At 67.7% G+C, this 22,167-nt stretch carries 17 protein-coding genes, 2 pseudogenes and 2 riboswitches; of the genes and pseudogenes, 7 read left to right on the forward strand and 12 right to left on the reverse strand.

What is annotated here, in order from left to right:
- Window positions 1–255 precede the first annotated feature (255 nt).
- The 9 genes and pseudogenes from QFZ69_RS17255 to QFZ69_RS17295 all read right to left on the reverse strand — a co-directional run bounded on the left by QFZ69_RS17255 (window position 256) and on the right by QFZ69_RS17295 (window position 10,842).
- A pseudogene (locus tag QFZ69_RS17255) lies at window positions 256–3,304 on the reverse strand (alpha-mannosidase).
- Between the two features lie 95 nt (window positions 3,305–3,399).
- Entirely contained in the window at window positions 3,400–4,269 is an 870-nt protein-coding gene (gene fdhD / locus QFZ69_RS17260; RefSeq protein ID WP_306913084.1) for a formate dehydrogenase accessory sulfurtransferase FdhD, read from the reverse strand.
- A 90-nt stretch (window positions 4,270–4,359) separates the two neighbouring features.
- Complete coding sequence (locus QFZ69_RS17265; protein ID WP_306913085.1) at window positions 4,360–5,820, reverse strand: molybdopterin molybdotransferase MoeA; 1,461 nt, start codon at window positions 5,818–5,820, stop codon at window positions 4,360–4,362.
- Window positions 5,817–6,104 (reverse strand): DUF6457 domain-containing protein, encoded by a 288-nt coding sequence (locus QFZ69_RS17270; RefSeq protein ID WP_306913087.1) that lies wholly within the window; start codon window positions 6,102–6,104, stop codon window positions 5,817–5,819. Before QFZ69_RS17270 ends, QFZ69_RS17265 begins: the two co-directional genes overlap by 4 nt.
- Window positions 6,088–6,783, reverse strand: coding sequence for a molybdenum cofactor guanylyltransferase (locus QFZ69_RS17275; protein ID WP_306913089.1), 696 nt, complete (start codon window positions 6,781–6,783; stop codon window positions 6,088–6,090). The genes QFZ69_RS17270 and QFZ69_RS17275 overlap by 17 nt, the downstream gene beginning before the upstream one ends.
- A 74-nt stretch (window positions 6,784–6,857) precedes the next feature.
- Complete coding sequence (locus QFZ69_RS17280) at window positions 6,858–7,358, reverse strand: HNH endonuclease (RefSeq protein WP_306913092.1); 501 nt, start codon at window positions 7,356–7,358, stop codon at window positions 6,858–6,860.
- 232 nt (window positions 7,359–7,590) lie between these two features.
- Window positions 7,591–8,340: an NlpC/P60 family protein gene (locus QFZ69_RS17285; RefSeq protein ID WP_307000302.1), complete on the reverse strand. Its 750-nt coding sequence runs from the start codon at window positions 8,338–8,340 to the stop codon at window positions 7,591–7,593.
- Between the two features lie 308 nt (window positions 8,341–8,648).
- Window positions 8,649–8,842: riboswitch (cyclic di-AMP (ydaO/yuaA leader) on the reverse strand.
- Between the two features lie 108 nt (window positions 8,843–8,950).
- Entirely contained in the window at window positions 8,951–9,772 is an 822-nt protein-coding gene (locus tag QFZ69_RS17290; RefSeq protein ID WP_306913094.1) for a M23 family metallopeptidase, read from the reverse strand.
- Window positions 9,773–9,776: 4 nt separating this feature from the next.
- A riboswitch (cyclic di-AMP (ydaO/yuaA leader) is annotated at window positions 9,777–9,995 on the reverse strand.
- 145 nt (window positions 9,996–10,140) lie between these two features.
- Window positions 10,141–10,842 carry a metal-dependent transcriptional regulator gene (locus QFZ69_RS17295; RefSeq protein WP_306913095.1) on the reverse strand — a complete coding sequence of 234 codons (702 nt, stop codon included), beginning with the start codon at window positions 10,840–10,842 and terminating at the stop codon, window positions 10,141–10,143.
- Between the two features lie 312 nt (window positions 10,843–11,154).
- On the opposite strand from QFZ69_RS17295, the gene serC reads away from it, so the two are divergent.
- Complete coding sequence (gene serC, locus QFZ69_RS17300) at window positions 11,155–12,285, forward strand: phosphoserine transaminase (protein WP_306913097.1); 1,131 nt, start codon at window positions 11,155–11,157, stop codon at window positions 12,283–12,285.
- A 42-nt stretch (window positions 12,286–12,327) separates the two neighbouring features.
- On the opposite strand, the gene QFZ69_RS17305 is transcribed toward serC, so the two are convergent.
- Genes QFZ69_RS17305 through QFZ69_RS17315 form a run of 3 tightly spaced genes read right to left on the reverse strand, consistent with a single transcriptional unit; the run spans window position 12,328 to window position 14,746 of the window.
- Complete coding sequence (locus QFZ69_RS17305; RefSeq protein ID WP_306913099.1) at window positions 12,328–13,659, reverse strand: MFS transporter; 1,332 nt, start codon at window positions 13,657–13,659, stop codon at window positions 12,328–12,330.
- A 41-nt stretch (window positions 13,660–13,700) separates the two neighbouring features.
- Window positions 13,701–14,354, reverse strand: a complete 654-nt coding sequence (locus tag QFZ69_RS17310; protein ID WP_306913101.1) for a DUF3027 domain-containing protein — start codon at window positions 14,352–14,354, stop codon at window positions 13,701–13,703.
- An 8-nt stretch (window positions 14,355–14,362) separates the two neighbouring features.
- A complete protein-coding gene (locus QFZ69_RS17315; protein ID WP_306919486.1) occupies window positions 14,363–14,746 on the reverse strand; it encodes a cold-shock protein in 384 nt (127 codons plus the stop codon).
- Between the two features lie 178 nt (window positions 14,747–14,924).
- Here QFZ69_RS17315 and QFZ69_RS17320 point away from each other — a divergent pair, with 178 nt between their 5' ends.
- From QFZ69_RS17320 to QFZ69_RS17345, 6 genes and pseudogenes are all read left to right on the forward strand, one after another.
- Entirely contained in the window at window positions 14,925–15,158 is a 234-nt protein-coding gene (locus QFZ69_RS17320) for a hypothetical protein (RefSeq protein WP_306913103.1), read from the forward strand.
- A gap of 10 nt (window positions 15,159–15,168) precedes the next feature.
- Window positions 15,169–17,656: pseudogene (locus QFZ69_RS17325) on the forward strand (helicase-associated domain-containing protein).
- The gene (locus QFZ69_RS17330) at window positions 17,653–19,299 is read left to right on the forward strand and encodes a DNA repair helicase XPB (protein ID WP_306913106.1); all 1,647 of its coding nucleotides are present in this window, start codon (window positions 17,653–17,655) and stop codon (window positions 19,297–19,299) included. Before QFZ69_RS17325 ends, QFZ69_RS17330 begins: the two are co-directional and overlap by 4 nt.
- A gap of 65 nt (window positions 19,300–19,364) precedes the next feature.
- The gene (locus QFZ69_RS17335; RefSeq protein WP_306919487.1) at window positions 19,365–20,075 is read left to right on the forward strand and encodes a response regulator transcription factor; all 711 of its coding nucleotides are present in this window, start codon (window positions 19,365–19,367) and stop codon (window positions 20,073–20,075) included.
- Between the two features lie 2 nt (window positions 20,076–20,077).
- Window positions 20,078–21,607, forward strand: coding sequence for a cell wall metabolism sensor histidine kinase WalK (locus QFZ69_RS17340; RefSeq protein WP_306913108.1), 1,530 nt, complete (start codon window positions 20,078–20,080; stop codon window positions 21,605–21,607).
- A 213-nt stretch (window positions 21,608–21,820) separates the two neighbouring features.
- Window positions 21,821–22,108, forward strand: coding sequence for a WXG100 family type VII secretion target (locus QFZ69_RS17345; RefSeq protein ID WP_306913110.1), 288 nt, complete (start codon window positions 21,821–21,823; stop codon window positions 22,106–22,108).
- Window positions 22,109–22,167 lie beyond the last annotated feature (59 nt).

A 22,167-nucleotide genomic window follows, 5' to 3' on the forward strand; every position in this document is an offset into this window, starting at 1 on the left:
AAGAAGACCGGGTAGCCATTCACAAAATCATTAGACCATGAGAGAATCATGAATGTGTGAAAGCGACGATCGCTTCGCGAACGGAAGTCAGCCGTGCGGAGCCGAGTCAGTCGCCCAAGCGCCATTGGGGGGGATGAGTGGTAGCGGTCCGATAGGACCGCTACCACTCAGCCTGTTTAACGCTTCCGTTGCGGAGCCGATGGACGCTTCCGCTGTGGAGCGGATGGACCGCTCGCCCGCCTCAGCAAAAACCCCTCAGCGCACAAAGCGCAGGGTCACCAGCTGGAAGGGCCGGAGCACCAGCTCGGCCGAATCCCGTCCCGCGGTCACGCCGGGGGCGGCCACGGGCCGCTCCAACAGGTCGACCGTGTGCACGCCCGTGACCCCGAAGTTGGCCCTCAGCAGTCCGCTGGAACGCTCCCCCAGGGATTCGTACAGGCGCACGATCACGTCGCCCGAACCGTCCTCTGCCAACTTGACGGCCTCGATGACGAGACCCTGGTTGAACACCGTGAACAACGGTTGGACGCCGTGGGCACCCTGAACGATCCGGGGTGCAAGATTGGTGCGGTAGCCCTCTTCGACGGCGTCGGCGATGCTGGCGCCGGGCCTGATCGTCGCCGTCAGTTCATGCCGGCCGCGGTCTGCTGCGGGGTCCGGGAACTTCGGCGCCCGCAGCAGCGACAGGCGCACCGTGGTGGTGGTCCCGCCGTCGTCCTCCCGGACATTCCGGGTGACGTCGTGGCCGTAGGTGGAGGCATTCGATATCGCGACGCCGTAGCCGGCTTCGGCAACGTGGATCCAGCGGTGCGCGCAGATCTCGAACTTTGCCGCTTGCCAGGAGGTGTTGAGGTGGGTATCGCGGAAAACGTGCCCAAACTGGGTCTCGGCCGCTGACCGGTCCGCACGGACGTCGAGCGCAAAGCCGAGCTTGAGCAGCTTCTCCCGCTCCTGCCAGTCCACCAGCGTCGTAATCGACAGGGAATCGGCACCTGCTGCCAGCGAAATCCGCTGGGTCACCGGGGAGGACCCGGCCACCCGCTCCACCACCACGACGGCGGCTTCCTGGTCCGGGGGGTTTTCCCCTCGGGGCTCGCGTTCGAGCGTCACCGATCGCGCCGCGGTCAGCGCGAGGGCGTTGCGGCGGTAGAAGGCATCGATGTCCCAGGCGTCCCATTCGTTGGGGGTGTCCCGGTGGAGTTCCAGGAGGTTTCCGAACTGCCCCGGCGCGATCGCCTCCCGCCCGCTGGCGTAGTCCATCAGGGACGCCAGCAGCCCGTCGGGGTTGATCACGGCCCGGATCACCCCGTTGTCCAGGATGTAGCCGCCCTCGGCTTGGGTCACGCGCACCGGCTGCTCCGCGCGGACCGGTTCGGCTGCAGCCAGGGCAGGCACGCCGTGCCGCTCGTGCGGGGCCGCGTTGAGCAGGAAGTCCCGTCCGCCCGTGCCGAGCACTGCCTTGGCAGCACCAGCGATGATCGCTTCGAGCTGCTTTCCGACGGCGGCGTAGTTGCGTTCGGCGTCCTGATGGACCCAGGCAATGGCGCTGCCCGGAAGGATGTCATGGAATTGCTGCAGCAGGACCAGCCGCCAGAGGCGTTTGAGCTCCGAGGCCGGGTAGCTGTAGCCGGTCCGGACCGCGGCGGTGGCACACCAGAGTTCCGCCTCCCGCAACAGGTGTTCGCTGCGTCGGTTGCCGAGTTTGGTGTTGGCCTGGCTCGTGTACGTTCCGCGGTGGAGTTCCAGGTACAGTTCCCCCACCCAGACGGGGAGGGAATCGTACTCGGCCTGGGCCCGGGCGAAGAAGCTGGCCGCCGAGCCGAGCTGCACCTTGGGGGATCCCTCCAGGTCCGCCGTGCGGTGCGCGGCCGCCAGCATCTCCCGCGTGGGTCCGCCGCCGCCGTCCCCGTAGCCGAACGGGACCAGCGACATGCCTGCCGCGGCCGTGGTCGCGGTAGTTCCGTTCGGCATGGGCCAGCTCGCGGCCGCTGAGCTCGGAGCTGTAGCTGTCCACCGGCGGGAAGTGGGTGAACAGCCGGGTGCCGTCGATGCCCTCCCAGTTGAAGGTGTGGTGGGGCATCCGGTTGACCTGGTTCCAGGAGATCTTCTGGGTCAGGAACCATTTGCTGCCGGCGGCCTTGACGATCTGCGGGAGGGCTGCAGAGTAGCCGAACGTGTCCGGAAGCCACGCTTCCAGGCACTCCACGCCGAACTCGTCCAGGAAGAAGCTCTTGCCTTCCAGGAACTGGCGGGCCATCGCCTCACCGCCCGGCATGTTGGTGTCCGACTCGACCCACATGCCACCCACGGGAACGAACTGGCCGGACTTGACCTTTTCCCGGATGCGCCCGAACAGCTCCGGGTAATATTCCTTGATCCAGGCCAGTTGCTGGGCCGAGGAGCAGGAAAACACGAACCCGGGATTCTCGTCAATGAGCGCGACCACGTTGGAGAACGTCCGGGCGCACTTGCGGATGGTCTCCCGCACCGGCCACAGCCAGGCGGAGTCGAGATGCGCATGTCCGGTGGCGAGCAGCCGGTGCGCCGAGGCGTAGGCCGGCCGGGCCAGGACCCCGGCGAGCGCGGCGCGGCCGGCGGCGGCGGTTCCCGGGACGTCGTCGGGATCCATCAGGTCCAGCATGCGCTCCAGCGCCCGCAGGATTTCGTGCCGGCGCGGCAGTTCCATCGGCAGTTCGTGCATGAGTCCGCTGAGCGTCCAGATGTCCTGCTGCAGCTCCCAGACGGTCTGGTTGAGCTCGGCAATGAAGATCTGCCCCAGCCGGTATTTCGGCTCGTTGCCCGACGTCGCCTTGTCTCCGTAGGGGGTGGCCGCGAAGGTCCATCTCTGCGAGAGGTCCGGGTTCGCCGCGGCTTCGACGTAGAAATCCACGGACATTCCGCCGCCGAGGAGCTTCAGCGGGATGTACTGGTTCCGCGGGGAGATAGCTTTGACGATGGTCCCGTCGGGCCGCCAGGCGATGCCTTCGCACTGGAATCCCGGAAGGTCGCGGCTGAACCCCAGGTCCACGACGATTTCCACCGCGGTGTCCGGTTGTGTTCCCCAGGAGGCCGGCACTTCACCCTGGAGCCGAAGCCAGGTGGTGCTCCAGGGCCGGCCCCAGGCCGCAAAGTGTTCCTGCGGTGCGAAGTCCTGCCGGAGGGCCTCCAGAACCGGGACCGGTTCATCGGGGACCTGCCAGCTGCTCAACGCGAGCGGGATACTGCGTGGGTAAACCGCGGGGACGATGCGTTCGCGCAGAAAGCGGTCCAGCCGGACTTCCGTGAGACGGCGGTCGTCGTGCAATGTGTTCCTCTTAGCGCCGGAATGGATAAAGCCCGATTGAATCCAGTCGATGGCTAAAACTTACTTCGCGCGTCGGCGTTCAGCCAAGGCGCCGCCTAAGTCACGGCCGTCGGGACGGAGATCCGGTCGCGGCCCGCATACACATTCAGGGTGGTGCCGCGGCTGAACCCGGCGAGCGTCATTCCGCTGGCCTCGGCCAGCTCGACGGCAAGGCTGGAGGGTGCGCTCACGGCCGCGAGCACAGGGATGCCGGCCAGCGATGCCTTCTGGACAAGTTCAAAGGAGGCCCTGCCGGAGACCTGGAGCACGGTGCCGCTCAGTGGCAGCAGTCCCTCCCGCAGTGCCCAGCCGACAACCTTATCCACGGCGTTGTGGCGGCCGACGTCCTCGCGCAGGCACAGCAGCTCTGCGGAGCCGTCGTCGGCAATCCGGAACAGCCCCGCCGCGTGCACCCCGCCGGTGACATCGAACACGGCCTGGGCTTCCCGGAGCGCGTCGGGCAACGACGCGAGGACCCCCACCGGGACGGTGAGCGGGTCAGCAGCCGGGCTGAAGTGCGAGGACTTGTGGACGGCCTCGATGGAATCCGTGCCGCAGATGCCGCAGGAACTGGAGGTGTAGACGTTCCGTCCGGTGTCGGGCCGTGCCACGTCGGGCCGCAGCTGCGCCTCCACGACGTTGAAGGTCTGGACCCCGTTTTCGTCCTCCCCCGCACAGAACCGGAGGGAGACAAGCTGGTCAGGGCTCCAGATCACACCCTCGGAGACGAGGAAGCCGGCAACCAGGTCGAAGTCGTTTCCGGGCGTCCGCATGGTGACGGAGTAGGAGAGCTGGCCGAGCCGGATCTCCAGCGGTTCCTCCACGGCGAGCACGTCCTCCCGGAACCGGACCGGGAACTCGAGGGCCTGCGGAGAACCGTCCAGGACAAACTTGTGCACCTTGCGGCGCTGCGTCACGCGACCCATCAGAAACTCCTTAGCAACATGTAATCATTTTCGCTTGCACCGGCCGCGGTGGCCAGCGCAAGCCACAGCGGCGGCTCCCGGCTCCCGGCATCACTCAAACAGGGCGCTCCAGTCAACGGGACCGGCGGCGCCGGCCGGCTTCCGGACCGGACGCTTCGGAGAGGTCTTGGCCGTCGACGCGGCGGCGCCCGGTTCCGGGATCGGAGGGCCCCACGGCAGGGCGAAGGCGGGGACGAGCTCCCCCAGCTGGACGCCATGCGGCGGCATGACCAGCACGCCGTCGGCCGCTGCCAGGCCCCGCATCATGCCCGGTCCGGTGTGTTGGGCCGGCGATGCCATCCCGTAGAGCAGCCGGAAGGGCATCAACCTGGTCCGGCCCGGGTCGGGTTCAATCGTCGAACCGCACGGAACCTCCACGATCGGCGGGATTGTCCCGTGACCGAGGGCGGCCAGAAGCGGTCCCGCCAGGGTCGACAGAGCCATCATGGCCGCCAGCGGATTACCGGGCAGGCCGATGATGAAGCGGCCATCGGGCAGTTCGGCCAGCACGGCGGGGTGGCCCGGCCGCATCGCGATGCCGTCGATCAGCAGCCGCCCGCCGAGTTCGGCCACGGCGCGGCGCAAGTGGTCGGTGCCGGAGCGGCCGGTGCCCCCGGTGGTGATGACGACGTCGGCGGGCAGGTTCTCCAGTCCGGCATCCCCTGCGGGCCCGGCCTCCGGATCGGCCGGTTCCTGATCCTCGAGGGCGGAGAGCCATTCGCTGTAGCTGTCGCCGATCTTGGCCTCGCCGCTGCAGATCCCGCCGAGCATCTCAACCACACCGGCGAGTTGCGGGCCGAAGGTGTCACGGACCTCCCCCGGTTGCGGGACTCCCGCCGGAACGACTTCGGAGCCGGTAAGCACGAGCCGGACGACCGGCTTGCCCAGGACGGACAGCGTGTCGTGGCCGGCCAGGGCCGCCAGGGCCAGATGGGCCGGGTTGAGCACGGTGCCGGTCTTGACCAGCAGCTCCCCGGCGGCAGCCTCCTCCCCGGCTTTACGGATGTGCTCGCCGTTGCGCGGTTCGCCGGGCTTGGCGGCACCGCTGGTCTTGAGGGCCGGCAGGCCGTCCTCATCCGGCGAAATGAGGCCGCTCTCGCTGCGGAGAACGGCTTTGGCCCCGGGCGGGATCAAGCCGCCGGTGACGATCGGGCTCGCCTGGTGCGGTGCCAGCCGCTGGCCGGGTTCGGCCAGGATCCAGGGTCCGCTGCCGTTGACGGCCCAGCCGTCCATCGCCGAGGAGGCGTAGTGCGGGATGTCCTGCAGCGCTTCGAGGTCGGCGGCGAGGATCCGCCGCAGGGCGTTCCTGAGCGGCACGGGAGCGGCGGGAATGGGTGCGGCGCAATCGAAGGCGAGTTGCCGGGCCTCCTGCCAGGTGTGGGCCAGGTGGTGGTGCGGCTCCTGCGGTTCACCCGCCGCGCCCTCTTCCTCCCCTGCTGCTGCCTGGATCCCGCCGGGTGCGGAGTTCTCTCCGGCGGCAGCCGCGCTGCCGGAAGGGGGTGCAGGCGTCATGCCCCGGAGGCTTCGGCGGACGCGTAGTCCTGGGCAAGTTTCCGGGCCACTCCGATTGCGGACTGCATCGACACGGCGTCCGGGGCCTGCCCGGACCCCGAGGCCAGGCCCGCGGCGAAGCCCGCGATGAAAGTGGTCAGCGGGGCCGCGGGGCGGACTATGGAGTGTGCGGCTACTCCGGCAAGGGCCAGGACTTCGTTGACATCAATCTCGACGTCCTCCAGTTCGAGGGCCTGGAGCAGGGCACGGCACCAGTCTTCCAGCGTTTCATCCTGGCTCTTCACCGTTTTCCTCCAAAGTCGGGTTCAGTCCCGGAGCACCGGACCGTTCGTCCGGTTCATGGACCGGAGTGTGGCCGGACACCCCCAGGGCGGCGGCATCGTCCCAGGTGTCCACGTCGTCCGTGGAACCGGGAGGAACGCGAAGTCCCCGCACGTCAAGACTAGCAAGAAGGGCGAACACGGAGGCGTTCGCCAGTGCGCCCCGCCGCGCGGCTTCCGCAACTGAACGTTCTAGCGCCCCCGTGCCATAAAAACCGGCGAGGGGCTGCCGGCGCCCGTCCGCGGAGACGGCCAGAACGCCGTCGCCCTCCAGTCCAGCCACCAGCGCCTCGCGCATTGCCGTCACGGCGGCGGTGACCCGGGGCATGTCGCAGGCCAGCACGAGGGTCACCGCCGGCACCGGCAGTGCGGTGCCGGCCGCCGAGTGGTGGGCCGCCAGGGCCGCGAGACCGGCGGCGATGGCGGCGGCCGGGCCGGCGAAGGGCGGTTCTTCGCGGCATGTCAGCACGCCCGCCGGAAGCGGTCCGGGGTCCGGGCCGACGACGACGATCGTGCCCGCGCCGTGCGCGGCCTCCAGCGAGTGATCGAGGAGGGTCCGGCCGCCGGAGACCAGGCGGGACTTGGGCGAGCCGCCCAAACGTGAGGACCGCCCGCCGGCGAGGATGACAGCATCGAATTCCACCGGCCCAGCCTAGCGCGGCGTTGGCTCGATCCGGTCCTGGCCGTAGGGTCCCGCATCGGAAAATGGCGCTCGCGTCAGGCGGCGGATTCCGGGAGCAGGAACGGATCCCAGTCCGGCGCCGGCTTTTCGAGTTCCTTGATCTGCCAGACGGTGCCCTTGGGCGGTCCCGGGGCAAAGCCGAGCTTCCACCCCATCTCGGCGGGCGTATGGTCTCCCTTGGCGTTGTTGCACCGCAGGCAGGCGGCCACCAGGTTTTCCCACGAATCGGCGCCGCCCCTGGACTTGGGCTGGACATGGTCAATGGTGTGGGCGGCCTTACCGCAGTAGGCGCAGCGCTGCCCGTCCCGGCGAAGCACACCCCGCCGGCTGACCGCCGTGATGGTGTTGTACCGGGGCCGGATGTAACGGTGCAGCAGAATCACCGACGGCCGGCCCAGTATGTCTTGTGGCCCGACGACCGGGTCGTCGCCCTCGGCCACCACACTGGCCTTTCCGGTAAGCACAAGAACGAGCGCCCGGCGGAAGGTGACTACCGCGAGCGGTTCATATCCAGCATTCAGAACGAGAGTGCGCATCCGCATACCTCTTCACGGCCGCACCCGCCAGGGGCACGAGGGCCGGCTGCCCTCTGCATGGTCGGGCTATGGATCGACACCACAAGAGTAAACACCCAAGGGCCGGATCACCGAATTTTTATCCCCCGGCAGTGCGCGTGTCTGCCGGACGACCACGGCCGCAACCGCAAAGAGGACCCCCGCCACAAGGCGGAGGTCCTCTCAATGCTGGAGACCGGTGGTATCTCGGTGCTTAGCCGCCGACGCGGATGAAGACCGGGCCGGAACCCACGTTGGCGCTGTACAGCGCGGTTGTTCCGCCGTTCCAGCCGCCGTGGACGGCCATGCCGTTGCCCACGTACACAGCGATGTGGGGCATGCCGACGCCACCGTTCTTGTAGTACGCGAGGTCGCCCGGGCGAGCCTCAGCCGCGCCCACGGTGCGGCCAAGGGACAGGTAGCCGGCCGGCCAGCCGTGGAAGTTGACGCCCGCGGCAGCCAGGGCGTTCGAGGCCAGGCGCGTGCAGTCCTGCGACACGCCGATCTGGGCGTAGGCGGCGGCAGCGATCGCTGCGCCGCTGCCGCTGGCAACGGACAGTCCCTGCGTGGTGGCCGAGGCGCCGGAGGCAGCCTGGGTGCCGGCTGCAGAATTGGAATCCTGGACCTTGAGGACCGGCTTCGCAGCCTCGACGGCCGGAGCCGGCGAGGTGGAAACGGCCGGCTTCTCGTACGAGATGGCAATGGTTGATGCTGCCGAAATCGTTGCCGGAGTGGCGGACTGGATTTCGAGGGCGGAAGCCGAGGTGGATTCGCGCTGAACGTTGGTCTCGGCAGCGTTGGCTGCGATACCGCTGGTCAGGACGAGGCCGGAAGCGGCTGCTACGACTGCAGCCTGGCGGCCCATGGTGCCAGCGTTCTCGCCGACAGCCTTGGCAATGACAGCAAGCGAGCCGGTCTTGGTGACCTCGGCGCGGTGCCGTGCAGAGTTCGCACGAGTAGTCATTAAGTTCTCTCTTTCGTGATCCTTGGACCGCGCTTTCAGGCGCGGAGTAAGGACGCTCCGGCATCTTGGGGGTACGCCGGATCGCCCCGAAATGGGTTACTTAGCGAAGGGTGTACTGCGAAGACGCGCCAAAAGCGGGAACTGCGTGCAGGTGCGTGGCCTGCGGGCCGGACTCAGTAGAGATCGAGTCGGCGGAGTGAGATCCGTTCCGGGCGCCGGCAAGGGCAGCACGGGACTTGGATTTCAGCGGGCTCAACAGAGCCGCGCCAGCGCGCAGGCGCGCAGCATTGTGGCGTGAAGACACGAAAGTAGCCTCTCCCAATGCCTACGAGGTGAGCTGTCGGATTCGGATGGGAGTCACCCGGCCGCGCTGCTTCCTGGGAAGCTTTGCGACTTAACCCCAAGGTCTTCTTGCGAAGACCAAAATTGGTTCCCCCGCCCCTGCCAGACGATGTCATGCGAAAGGACCTTGAGCGGTGGCAGAGTTAGGCAATCCACTCAAGAGCGCCAACTTCGGAGAAGTTGGCGTGGTTCAAACGTTACCGCAATAGGGATGCAATGTCACATTCAGATCACGGCGTGTCGCAATAATGTGAGAGTCATCACTCGGCTAGAGCCAGCCGGTGGGGTCGACGACGTCGCCGTTGACCATCACTTCAAAGTGCAGGTGGCAGCCCGTGGACGCGCCGGTAGTGCCACTCATCGCCACAACGTCACCGCGGGAGACCTGCTGGCCAACGCGCACGCTGGATGAGGACAAGTGGTTGTACGTGGTCTCCAGGCCGTTGCCGTGGTCGATCACCACGCGGTTGCCGCCGCCGAAGGGGTGCCAGCCGGTGAACGTGACGCTGCCGCTGGCAGCGGCCAGGACTGCCGTTCCGCATTGCGCGGCGTAGTCCTGGCCCCGGTGGAACTCGCCGGAGCCGCCGGTGATGGGACTGACCCGGTAACCGAAAGGCGATGCTGTCACCATCTTGTCCATGGGCGCGCCGAGGCTCCCGGAGGAGGCGGCGCGGGTGATGCTTCCCGCTGACTGGGCGCTCAGCAGCTGCTTGAGTTTTCCGTCGGGGTCGCCCTTGGTGGTCACGGCGGTGCGGCTGAAGTCGATCTTTGCGGCGGAAGCGGCGGTCACGTCAGGCTGCGAGGCGGCGGCGATCGCACTCGAGGCGCCTCCGTCGGTGGCCATGACCGGGCCGGTGGCGGGAACTGTAACCGTCAAGACCAGACCGGTAGCGGCCAGGGCGATGCCGGCCCGCTGCCCCACGCCACTGGCGGCGGCAAAGTCCGTTACCTGCCGGAACGGGCTCCGGCGGCCGCGGCGTTCATCGCGGTGCGCATCACGCGGGCGGTCCGTCAAAACGACGACGGCCGGGCGCGGCTCCGGAGCGGGGCCGGTCGCACGACGACGGCCCCGGGTGGTCTGGGTGGTCAAGAACGGTTCCTCTCTGGATAGCCTGCGGAGTTAGCTGTCGGATTCGGGTCAGAGAGATCAAAGACCCGGTCCGCCGTGAACAAGCATCCAGACACAGGGGAATTCAGAAGAGTCCCTCGGTGGAGTGTGCTTGCCGCTGACGGACTTCACCCCAAGGCTGTTCGGAAACAGCCGGAAGTGGTTCCCCCGCCTCTGCCAGAAGGTGATTCGGCGACTGATCCGCTGGCAGAGCTCGGCTTCGGATCAGATAACGCTTTGGTATCGGTACTGGTCATTAACTATAGGCGATTAAGGCACCTAGTAATAATCCCGTTATCTTCCATGTGCACAACTCATGGGTGGTCCCACGAGCAACGAGTCACGGCTGGTTAACCGACGGTAACAAAGACGTGGGCGGCGACCTCTGGGGGCAGTTCGAGGGCGCCCTCGATATCCGGCACCCGGACCGAAATGTACTCCCCGACGCGCTCCAGGGACACGAGTGCACCGGGACGAATGCCGCCTTCGTCCAGCTGGACGAGCAGTTCGGGTTCCACCTGGATGGGCTCGGCGAGCCGGTTCACCGTAATCCGGGAACCGGCGCCGTAGCCGGTCATCGCCTCGAGCAGGTTCACGACGCCGACGCCGACTGCGTACGGCTGGGACGGCAGGCCGCCGAGCTCCGCGAGCCCGGGGATCGGGTTTCCGTAGGGAGAAACGGTCGGGTGGTTGAGCATCTCGAAGATCCGCCGCTCCACCCGCTCACTCATCACGTGCTCCCAGCGGCAGGCTTCCTCGTGGACGTAGGCCCAGTCGAGGCCGATGACGTCGGCCAGAAGCCGCTCGGCCAGGCGGTGCTTGCGCATGACCCCGATGGCCCGTTTCCGGCCCGTTTCGGTCAGTTCAAGGTGCCGGTCCCCGGAAACAACCACCAGGCCGTCCCGTTCCATCCGGCCGACGGTCTGCGAGACCGTGGGTCCGGAGTGGCGCAGCCGTTCGGCGATGCGGGCGCGGAGGGCGACAATGTTCTCTTCTTCAAGTTCCAGAATGGTCCGCAGATACATCTCGGTTGTATCGATCAGATCCGTCATTGAGTTCAGCTCCTCGAGCGCCGTCCTTGCGTCATTTCCACCGTACCGCGTGCCGATGCGCGCGGCGTGCCTTGGCGGGGTCCGCCGTACGTTCGCAGCACAGCCTAGCCTATTTTGAATTACTCCGGATAATCACCGGCTCTCCCCGACGGCCTCCGGCTGCGTGCACACGTCTCAATGACCGGACTATGACGGCCCCATTTCCCGCCCGCGCGCGGCAGTCAGGCAGAATGAAAAGGAGGCTTCGTTGCAGCCACCCCTGCCGGGCCGCCCCCAAGCCACGCTTTGTACCAGCCGAAAATTGGAGCCCCTGTGAGCGACACCAGCATCACGATTCCCGCAAATCTCCTCCCCAAGGACGGCCGGTTCGGCGCCGGACCGTCCAAGGTCCGTCCGGAACAGATGGATGCCCTCTCGGCTGCCTCGGCGACGCTGCTGGGAACTTCGCACCGCCAGGCTCCGGTCAAGAACCTCGTGGGCTCGGTCCGGAACGGCCTCAGCGAGTTCTTCCGCGCCCCCGAGGGCTATGAGGTCGTCCTTGGCGTCGGCGGTTCCACCGCGTTCTGGGACATCGCCAGCTTCGGACTGGTGGAGAGCAAGGCCCAGCACCTTTCGTTCGGCGAGTTCGGCTCGAAGTTTGCCGCGGCCACCAACAAGGCGCCGTTCCTGGCGGACTCCTCCATCATCAAGTCCGAGCCCGGCACCCGTCCGGCGGCGCGGGCGGAGGCCGGCGTCGACGTGTATGCGTGGCCCCAGAACGAGACCTCAACCGGCGTGGCCGCCCCGGTCCGGCGCGTGGCCGGCGCCGATGAGGGTGCCCTCGTGCTGGTCGACGCCACCTCCGCGGCCGGCGGACTCGACGTCGACGTGGCCGAAGCGGATGTGTACTACTTCGCCCCGCAGAAGAATTTCGCGTCCGACGGCGGCCTGTGGCTTGGCCTCTTCTCCCCCGCCGCCCTGGAGCGTGCGGCACGGATCAAGGCCAGCGGCCGCTGGATCCCGGACTTCCTGGACCTGCAGACGGCGATTGACAACTCCCGCCTGAACCAGACCTACAACACCCCGGCACTGGCAACCCTGATCACCCTGGACGCCCAGACGCAGTGGCTCAACTCCAACGGCGGCCTGGACTTTGCCACCGGCCGGACCACGGACTCGGCCGGGCGGATCTACCGCTGGGCCGAAGCCTCCGACTACGCCACCCCGTTCGTGGCCAAGGCCGAGGACCGTTCCAATGTGATCGCCACGATCGACTTTGACGACTCGATAGACGCCGCGGCCATCGCCAAGGTGCTGCGGGCCAACGGCATCGTGGACACCGAGCCCTACCGGAAGCTGGGACGCAACCAGCTGCGCATCGCCACGTTCGTCGCGATCGAACCGGACGACGTTTCGGCGTTGCTCGAATGCATCGATTTCGTCGTCGCGGAGCTGAAGAAGTAGCTCAGCGCTCAACTCAATGCTTCAGCGTTCCAACTCAGCGCTTCAGCGTTCGACGGCGTCGTCCGGGTTTGACTCCCGGCCGACGCCGTCCGCGTCGGTACGGGCGCGCGGAGCGCCGGATTCGAGGCGGAAATGGTGCATCGCCGGGGCCCGGCGGTCGAACCGGATCCTCAGCTGGCGGGCGCGGACGATCCAGACCAGGCCGATCACGGCGGCGAGGACGCCGGCTGCTGCCGCGACGCCCATCGACCAGCGGGGACCGGCGACGTTCGCCACCCAGCCCACCAGCGGGGCGCCGATCGGCGTGCCACCCATGAAGATCGCCATGTAAAGTGCCATCACCCGCCCCCGCATAACGGGGTCCGTCGTCGTCTGGACGTAGCCGTTGGCGCTCGTCATCATGGTGATCGCGAAGAGCCCCACCGGCACCAGCGCCACCCCGAACCAGAAATAGTCGGGGGCGAGCGCGGCGATGCCGGAGGCCACGCCGAACGCGCCGGCTGCCCCGAAAATGATCCGCAGCCTGGGCTTGCCCCGTCCGGCCGAGAGCAGCGCGCCGGCAACCGAGCCGATCGCCATGATCGAATTCATCAGCCCGAAGGCGCTGGCATCGAGGCCGAACTCGGTGCCGACCATCGCCGCGATGAACAGCACGAAGTTCAGCCCCAGGGTCCCCACGATGAAGACCGCGACCAGCACCACGACGATGTCGGGGCGGAAGCGGACATAGCGCAGGCCCTCACGGATGCGGCCCTTGCCCGCTGCGGCCCGCGGCAGCTGGCGCAGCGAGGCGGCGGGAATCCTCCACAGGCTCAGCAGCAGCGCCACGAACGTGGCGGTGTTGATCAGGAAGACCCAGCCCGGGCCGACGGCGACCGTCAGGATGCCGGCCACAGCGGGTCCGATCATCCTGGCCACGTTGAAGGAGGCACTGTTGAGCGCCACCGCATTGGGCAGGTAGTCGTCCCGGACCAGCTCGGAGACGAAGGTCTGGCGCACGGGTGCGTCCAGGGCGGACACCACGCCGAGCAGCAGGGCAAAGCCATAGACGTGCATGAGCTGCGCGGTGCCGGAGAGCACGAGGATCCCGAGGCCCGCGCTCAGCAGGGCCATGGCGGACTGTGTGAGCACCAGCAGCTGTCTGCGGTTGAAGCGGTCGGCCACCAGCCCGGCTACGGGCGCAAGGAAGAGTTGCGGGCCCAGCTGCAGCGCCATCGTGAGGCCCATGGCTCCGGCGTCGTGCTCGGTGAGATGGTCAAAGACCAGCCAGTCCTGCGCCGTGCGCTGCATCCAGGTCCCGATGTTGGAGATCAGTGCCCCGATGAACCAGATCCGGTAGTTCAGGATGTGCAGGGACTTGAAGGTGGACGTCATGCCCGGCCCTCACCCCGCGTTCTCCCGAAGCGTTCCAACCCCTAGTCAGCCTCTTCGGCCGGCCGCACCGGCTCGGCATCGCGGTCGGTATTACCCTCGTCGTCGTCGTACTCTTCGTCGTCGTCATACTCGTCGGCGGCATCGCCGACGACTGCGGCGTCGTCGACAACAGCGGCCTCGTCGTCGTCCGGGGCGCTGGCGTGCGGCTCCGCAGCCGCGGCCGCGGCCGAAGGCTCAGCGGATTCCTCGTCCTGGGCGTCTTCCGGGCGGACCCGCTCGGCCCAGGGGACCCACTCGGGCGCCAGGATCGAACCTTCGGAGGGCAGCAGGCCCAGCTCGTCGACCGTGACCACCTTGGACCGTGAATTGCGCGTCAGCACGGCGTACCACTGCCAGCCACCGTAGCCGGCCAGCTTCGATTCAAAGAGGTGCGTGACCAGGCGGTCGCCCTCGGTGCGGGCGCCCAGGTGCCGGCCGATCTGCTCGGCAGGGGCAATGCCTTCCACTGCGGCGCGGGCGACGTCGACGGCGGCGGCGAGGACGGCGTCGGGCTTGCCCGTGCGCCAGACCGGAACGCCGGTGCGCGGCTTGGACGCGGATCCCGGTGCTTTGGATCCCGGTGCTTTGGATCCGGCTGTGCTTGATCCGGCTGCGCCGGGGGCATTCTGTGCGTTCTGCTCACGTTCCACTGACATCAGGAGCCTTACGCGTCCAGCTCGTCGGCGACTTTACGGAGGGCGGCCGCGATCGCCTTGGCCTTGTTGCCTTCCGGGTACTTGCCCGCGGAGAGCGTGCCGGAGAGGTTGTCCAGTACCGTGACCAGGTCCTGGACCAGCGGGGCGAGGTCCTTGGCGCTGGGGCGCTTGGCCTTGGCGATGGACGGCGTTTTGTCCAGCACCCGCAGGCCCAGTGCCTGTGCACCCTTGCGGCCGTCTGCCACGCCGAACTCCACCCGGGTCCCGGCCTTGAGTTCCGTTACACCCTCGGGCAGTGCCGATTTAGGCAGGAAGACCTCCTGGCCGTCCTCCGCAGCGAGGAATCCGAAGCCCTTTTCCTTGTCATACCACTTGACCTTGCCGGTAGGCACGTAATCAACCTTCTTCGTTCCGCTGGTGACACGGCCGACGGCCACCGCATCCGCATTGAGATGCGGGTTCAAGGGATGACTGCCCGGACCGTGTTGGTCTGTTCCTTCAAGGTTATCCTGCCACGCCCACTATGACAGTGTGAGGCACGGAGGAAGCGGGACTGTTAGCGTTGGCCACATGACACCATTGCGCTTCCGGCGGCCCCTGCAGATCATTGCGGCAGCGGTCGCCGTTTTGTCACTGCTGGCGGTAGGAGCAGTGATGGCCTTGGCGTTCGGCAATCTGGTTGCCCCGGCCTGGATCACCTCCACGGCGCTCTACGGGTTGCCCTTTGCCTTCCTGCTGATGCTGGTGCTGGTGGTCGACGGCGTTGCGGCCCGCCGCCGGACGCGAGAGCCGGGTGAAAGGTAACGTTGGACTGATGTCCCTTATTCGCGCGCTCAGCAAGGAACTGGAGGCACGCAGCGACGACTCGCTGCGGGCCTTGTTCTCCGCGCGGCCGGACCTCATCTCGCCCGGCGTTCCGGACTTCGCAGCCCTCGCCGCCCGTGCGAGCGGCCGGGTAAGCGTGCAACGTGCCTTGGAGCGGCTCAACCGCCCCGAAATGCAGGTGCTGGAAACGCTGCACCTGTGCACCAACACGGACACCGGACACAGCGCCTCATCAGCGATGCTGAAGAAGCTGATCAACGGCGCTTCGCTGACCTCGATCGACCGCTTGCTGCACTCCTTGCAGGAACTGGCGCTGGTGCACCGGGCCGAGCCACCGCATGGGATCGCTCCGGCACCCGCGCGGCAGCGGTACTACCTTCCGGTGGGCAGCCTCAAGGACGTCATCGGCATCTACCCCGCCGGTCTGGGACGCAGCTACACCGAGCTGGTCCGGCTGCAGCCTGCGTTTGCGCAACGCGTGGTCCAGCTCGTAGGGGAACTGCACCGCAGCGGCGCGGCCGTCGCCCCCGCCACGACGCCGATGGAGGCAGCCCTGTCGCTGCAGCACTGGACGGCCTCGCCCGCGTCGCTCCAGGAAATCCTCGCCGACGCCCCGGAACGCACCACCGCGCTGCTCGCCCGGTTCGGGAACTGGGCCATGGGGGCCGTCCCCCAAGCGCAGCGCCGCGCTTCCGTGATCCACGAAAGCTCCGACCTCGGTCCGGTGGACTGGCTGCTGGCCCGCGGCCTGCTGGTGCCGCTGGACGCCGCGCATGTCGAGCTACCCCACAGCGTCGGCGTCTCGCTGCGCGGTGGCTTCGTCATTGAGAACTTCGCGTTGACTCCCCCGGTACCCCGGCTGGGTTCCACGAGTGCTGCACTTCGGCGCAACGCCGCCCTGGGTGCGATCGCCGAAACCCTGCGGCTCGTCGGCGAGCTGCTCCACCTCGTCCGTGAACAGCCGCTGCTCACGCTGCGCAGCGGCGGCGTCGGGGTGCGCGAGATGAAGCGGCTGGCCGATTCGCTGCGGATCGAACTGCACGAGGCCGGCGTCCTCGCCGAGCTCTGCGCCCTCGCCGGCCTGCTGCGCCTCGACGTCGACAGTTCCGCCTGGGTCCAGCCCCCGCAACTGGAGTGGCTCACGCTGCCGCGCCAGGAGCAGTGGCTCTGGCTGGTCAACGCCTGGCTCGCGAGCGAGCGTGCCCCGTCTCTTGTGGGCCAGCCCGTCAACGGCGGAGGCCCCGGGCCGTCCGCGCACCGGGGACCGGCAGGCACCACCATCAACGCGCTCTCGGCAGAGGCGCAGCGGCCGGACGCCCCCGTGGTCCGCAAACGGATCCTGGAAATCCTCAATGAACTCACCCGGGAAGCCTCGGCACTGGACGGGCAGGCACCCGTGCTCGACGCCGCCGCCGTGCTGGAACGGGCAGACTGGTCACAGCCCCGGATGGCCCGGCGCTTCAGCTCGCTGATCCGTGGTGTCCTGGCGGAAGCCGAAATGCTGGGGCTTATCGGCTCCGGCGCCCTAAGTCAGATCGGCGCCGCGATCGCAGCCGGGCAGCCCGACGAGGCACTCGGGACCCTGGGCGAACACCTGCCCGCCGCGCTGAACCATGTCCTGCTGCAGGCGGACCTGACCGCTGTGGCCCCGGGCTACCTCGCCCCGGAACTGAGCGAGAAGCTCCTGACCATGGCCGATGCCGAGGGCCAGGGACCGGCCACCATCTACCGGTTCTCCGTCTCGTCGGTCCGCCGGGCGCTCGACGCCGGACAGGACGCCCAGACCCTGTTGGACTTCCTGCGCCAGCACTCCGCCACTGCCATCCCGCAGCCGCTCAGCTACCTGATCGAAGACACCGCTGCCCGGCATGCCAGGCTCCGCGTCGGCGCCGCGGCCAGCTTCATCCAGAGCGACGACGAAACTGCGCTGCTGGAACTGCTCCACGCCTCCGCGGCGTCCGGGCTGGGCCTGGCCCGCATCGCCCCCACCGTACTCATCTCCTCCGCCCCGCCACGGGAAACCGCCCAGCTGCTCCGGAACCTGGGCCTGTCACCGGCCGTCGAGGACGAGTCCGCGCTCGTCCGGCTGCGCCGCAGCAGCACCGCCGTGCCCGGCAGCGCGCGGCCGGTGTACACCGCGCCGCGGACCGCCCCGCCGGAAGCCGACGTCGACGCGCAGCTGGCGGTGCTGCGCGGCGGGCGCCCGGCAGCCGACGGTCCGGGCGGGCACCCCGCGCAGGGCAGCGAAGAGGCCACACCAGCTGGGGCTGGAGACATTGCTCAAGGCGATCAGGCTCAAACAGCGGGTGGTGATGAACGTCGTGGACAGCATGGGGAATGCCGTCCGCGAAACGGTTGTTCCGGTAGCTGTGAACGGTGGACGGGTGCGGGTCTTCGATCCGGAAAAGGAAACCGAACGCGTCCTGTCCATCCACCGGATTATTGATGTAGAAGCCGCTGAGGAATTGCTCCAGTGAATGACGGACCCCTGATCGTCCAGAGTGACAAGACCATCCTGCTCGAAGTCGACCACGAACTGGCCACCGAAGCGCGCCACGCCATCGCCGCCTTTGCCGAGCTGGAGCGCGCCCCGGAGCACGTGCACAGTTACCGGCTGACGCCGCTGGGCCTCTGGAATGCCCGGGCCGCCGGTCTCGACGCCGAAAAGGTTCTGGACACGCTGCTGAAATACTCCCGGTTCCCGGTGCCGCACTCGCTGCTGATCGACGTGGAAGAGACCATGTCCCGTTACGGCCGGCTGCGGCTCGAAAAGGATCCGCAGCACGGCCTGGTGATGCGCACCTCCGACTATCCGGTGTTGGAGGAGGTCAGCCGCGCCAGGAAGATCGCTCCCTTGCTGGGTCCGCGGATCGACGGTGAGACCGTGGTAGTGCATTCCTCCCAGCGCGGGCAGCTCAAGCAGCTGCTGCTCAAGCTCGGTTGGCCCGCCGAGGACCTGGCGGGCTACGTCGACGGGACGCCCCATCCGATCATGCTGGACGAGTCCGGCTGGAAGCTCCGCCCCTACCAGCAGCTGGCGATGGAAAACTTCTGGGCCGGCGGCAGCGGCGTCGTCGTGCTCCCCTGCGGAGCCGGCAAGACGCTGGTAGGCGCCGCGGCGATGGCCACGAGCTCCACCACTACCCTGATCCTGGTGACCAACACGGTGTCCGCGCGTCAGTGGAAGGATGAGCTGCTCAAGCGGACCTCGTTGACCGAAGAAGAGATCGGCGAATATTCGGGCTCCGTCAAGGAGGTCCGTCCGGTCACAATCGCCACGTACCAGGTCTTGACCACGAAGCGGGGCGGGTTGTATCCCCATCTGGAGCTCGTGGACGGCAATGACTGGGGACTCATTATCTACGACGAGGTCCATCTGCTGCCCGCCCCGATTTTCCGGATGACGGCCGACCTGCAGGCGCGCCGCCGGCTGGGCCTCACCGCCACCCTGGTCCGCGAGGACGGGCGTGAGGGCGAGGTCTTCAGCCTGATCGGGCCCAAGCGCTATGACGCGCCGTGGAAGGACATCGAGGCGCAGGGGTACATTGCACCGGCGGACTGCGTGGAGGTCCGGATCGACTTGCCGCGTGACGAGCGCGTCGCCTACGCCATGGCCGAGGATGCGGACAAGTACCGGCTGTGCTCCACCTCGGAGTCCAAAACCCTCGTGGTGGAGCAGCTCGTCGCCGAGCACGCCGGTGAGCAGCTCCTCGTGATCGGGCAGTACATCGACCAGCTGGACGAGATCGGCGAGCGCCTGAAGGCGCCTGTGATCAAGGGCGAGACCTCCGTGAAGGAGCGCCAGAAGCTCTTCAACGCTTTCAGAGCCGGCGAGGTCCAGACCCTGGTGGTGTCCAAGGTTGCCAATTTCTCGATCGACCTGCCCGAGGCCTCGGTGGCAATCCAGGTCTCCGGGTCCTTCGGCTCCCGCCAGGAGGAAGCCCAGCGGCTCGGGCGGCTGCTGCGGCCGAAGAAGGACGGCCGCGCCGCCCGCTTTTACTCGCTCGTGGCCCGCGACACCCTGGACCAGGATTTCGCCGCCAAGCGCCAGCGCTTCCTCGCCGAGCAGGGCTACGCGTACCGGATCATGGACGCCAAGGACGTGGGCGCCGCAGGCTAGCTCGCCCAGAAAACGCACATCCGCCATTCAGAAAACTCCCAGAGTCTGGGAGCATCATGGGAATTATGAAAAAGACCGGTCCCGAAGCCAAGCTCCTCGTCGTCGATGATGAACCGAACATCCGCGAGCTGCTCTCCACCTCCCTCCGCTTCGCCGGCTTCGAGGTAGTCTCGGCGGCTAACGGGCGGGACGCGCTGGCCGCGGCCGAGCTGCACTCCCCCGACCTGGCCGTGCTGGATGTCATGCTGCCGGACATGGACGGCTTCACCGTCACGCGCCGGTTGCGTGCCGCGGGCAAGCATTTCCCCGTGCTGTTCCTGACCGCGAAAGACGACACGGAGGACAAGGTGATGGGGCTGACGGTCGGCGGCGACGATTACGTCACGAAGCCCTTCAGCCTCGACGAAGTCGTGGCGCGCATCCGCGCCGTGCTGCGCCGCACCCAGCCGCTGCAGGACGATGACGCGGTGATCCGGGTGGACGATCTGGCGCTCGACGACGACGCCCACGAGGTACGTCGCGGCGGCACCGTGATCGAGCTCTCCCCGACCGAGTTCAAACTCCTGCGCTACCTCATGCTCAACCCGAACCGGGTCCTGTCCAAGGCCCAGATCCTGGATCATGTCTGGGAATACGACTTCAACGGGGATGCCTCGATCGTCGAGTCCTACATCTCCTACCTGCGCCGCAAGGTGGACATCGATCCGGATGCCCCGGCGCTGATCCAGACCAAGCGCGGCGTCGGCTACGTGCTGCGGACGGCAGAGAAGCGCTGACCTTGCTGCGGCGTTGGAAGTCGGCCCCACTAAGGTCCCAGCTCGTCGCCATCATGACGGCGCTGATGCTGGTGGCACTCACCGCCACCGGCGCCGGCACCCTGACGCTGCTGCACAGCTACCTGCAGGGGCAGGTGGACGACAAGCTCAAAGCCGCCGTCGACTCCGTGCGCCAGCAGAAGTCCTTCAGCCAGCTGCAGGAACAAAACCCCAACATCCCCACCGACTATTCGCTGATGCTCTTCAGCCCCGGGCTGCCCGCCTATCCGTTCGGCGGCGACAAGGAATCACGCCCCGACATCAGCAACATCTCCGCCGCCGAGGCCCGGGTCCGCCAGCAGGCGCCCTACCAGGTCCGCGGAACGGACGGGCACAACTGGCGGGTGGTGGCCCTCAGCGTGGTGGATTCGAACGGGCGCACCTCGGTGGTGGTGATCGGGCTTCCCCTCGCACCGGTGGACTCCGTGATGGAACACGCCGTCCTGGTGGTGGTCGGCGTCGGACTGCTGACCCTGGTGCTGGCCTTCCTGATCGCCACCTGGAGCATCTCCCGGTCCTTCAGGCCGTTGGCCCGGGTGGAGAAAACCGCGGCGGCCATCGCCGCCGGGGACCTCTCGAGACGCGTGGAAATCGAAAACCCTAACACCGAAGTCGGCAGGCTGGGCAGTTCCCTCAACGCCATGCTGGCGCACATTGAATCGGCCTTCGCCGCCCGGATGGCGTCCGAGGAGCGGATGCGCCGCTTCGCCGCCGATGCCTCCCATGAACTGCGGACCCCGCTCGTGACCATCCGCGGGTTCTCCGAACTGTACCGGCACGGCGCCCTGTCCACCCCGGAGGACGTCGCCACGGCGATGGGGCGGATCGAAAGTGAAGCCAAGCGGATGGGAACCATGGTCGAGGACCTGCTGCTGCTGGCCCGGATCGACGAGCAGCGCCCGCTTGCCCGGAAGCCTGTGGACCTGTTGCTGCTCGCGCACGACGCCGTAGTGGACACCCAGGCCAGCGACCGCAACCGCACCATTTCCCTCACCGGTCTCGACGGCGGTCCTGCCACCGCCGCCCCCGTGCTGGGCGACGAGGCAAAACTGCGGCAGGTGATCGGCAACCTTGTCGGCAATGCCTTGCGCTACACACCGGAGGGCACGCCCATCGAACTCGCCGTCGGTGTCCGGACCTCCGAGGACGGGACGCGGCACTCGGTGATGGAGGTCCGCGACCATGGTCCGGGCGTCCCCGAGGAGGAAGCCGCACGGATCTTTGAGCGCTTCTACCGCGCGGACACCTCACGGACGCGGGAAACCGGCGGCAGCGGGCTGGGGCTCGCGATCGTTGCGGCCATCGTCGGTTCCCATGCCGGCACGGTCCAGGTCAAGAAGACCGACGGCGGCGGCGCCACCCTGGTCGTGAGCCTTCCGTACCTGGACGAGGCCTTGACCGAGGAGGCCTCAGCGGAGGAGGCCTCAGCGGACGGCGGCAGGGCACACGGCGGCAGGGCAAGCGCAGGCCCCGGAGACGCAGCCGCCGCCTAGATTTCTTTGGTGGCACGCTGTCGCTTGGGCTGCCGGTGTCCCGCCCGCCCGGGCCGGCCTGCGGTTGTCCACATAGCCAAGCCGGCCGCAGTCAGCGCCAGCCTTCCCTGCCTAGTCTGGTGGTGTCCGGAAAGCCCGGACGAGCCAGCCCCCTCCGGCGTCGCCTGCGCGACGACGGACCGGGGCTGCTCCCAGACTCCGGGAGGCTAATCCATGAGCATCATCTCCGTCGACACTGAACTGCTCCAGCTGAAGTCAGCAAATGTAAAGGCAACGGTCGAGCGGATCAGCTCCGACGTTCAGGCCATGAAGCTGGGCCTCGACGAGCTGCAGGCCAGCTGGCGCGGCGCGGCGGCGAGCAACTTCCAGGCCCTCGTCGCCGAGTGGACCCTGACCCAGGGCAGGGTCGAAGCGTCCCTGGCCTCCATCAATCTGGCGCTCACCGCGGCGGCGGCCAGCTATGACCAGACGGAGTTGAACAACACCCAGCGCTTCGGATAGCAGCGCGCCAGGCCGGCCCCGTGCGGACCTCAGGCCTGCTGAAGGCCCTGATGACGGAC

The organism is Arthrobacter sp. V1I7 (genome assembly GCF_030817015.1).
Classification (GTDB): domain Bacteria; phylum Actinomycetota; class Actinomycetes; order Actinomycetales; family Micrococcaceae; genus Arthrobacter.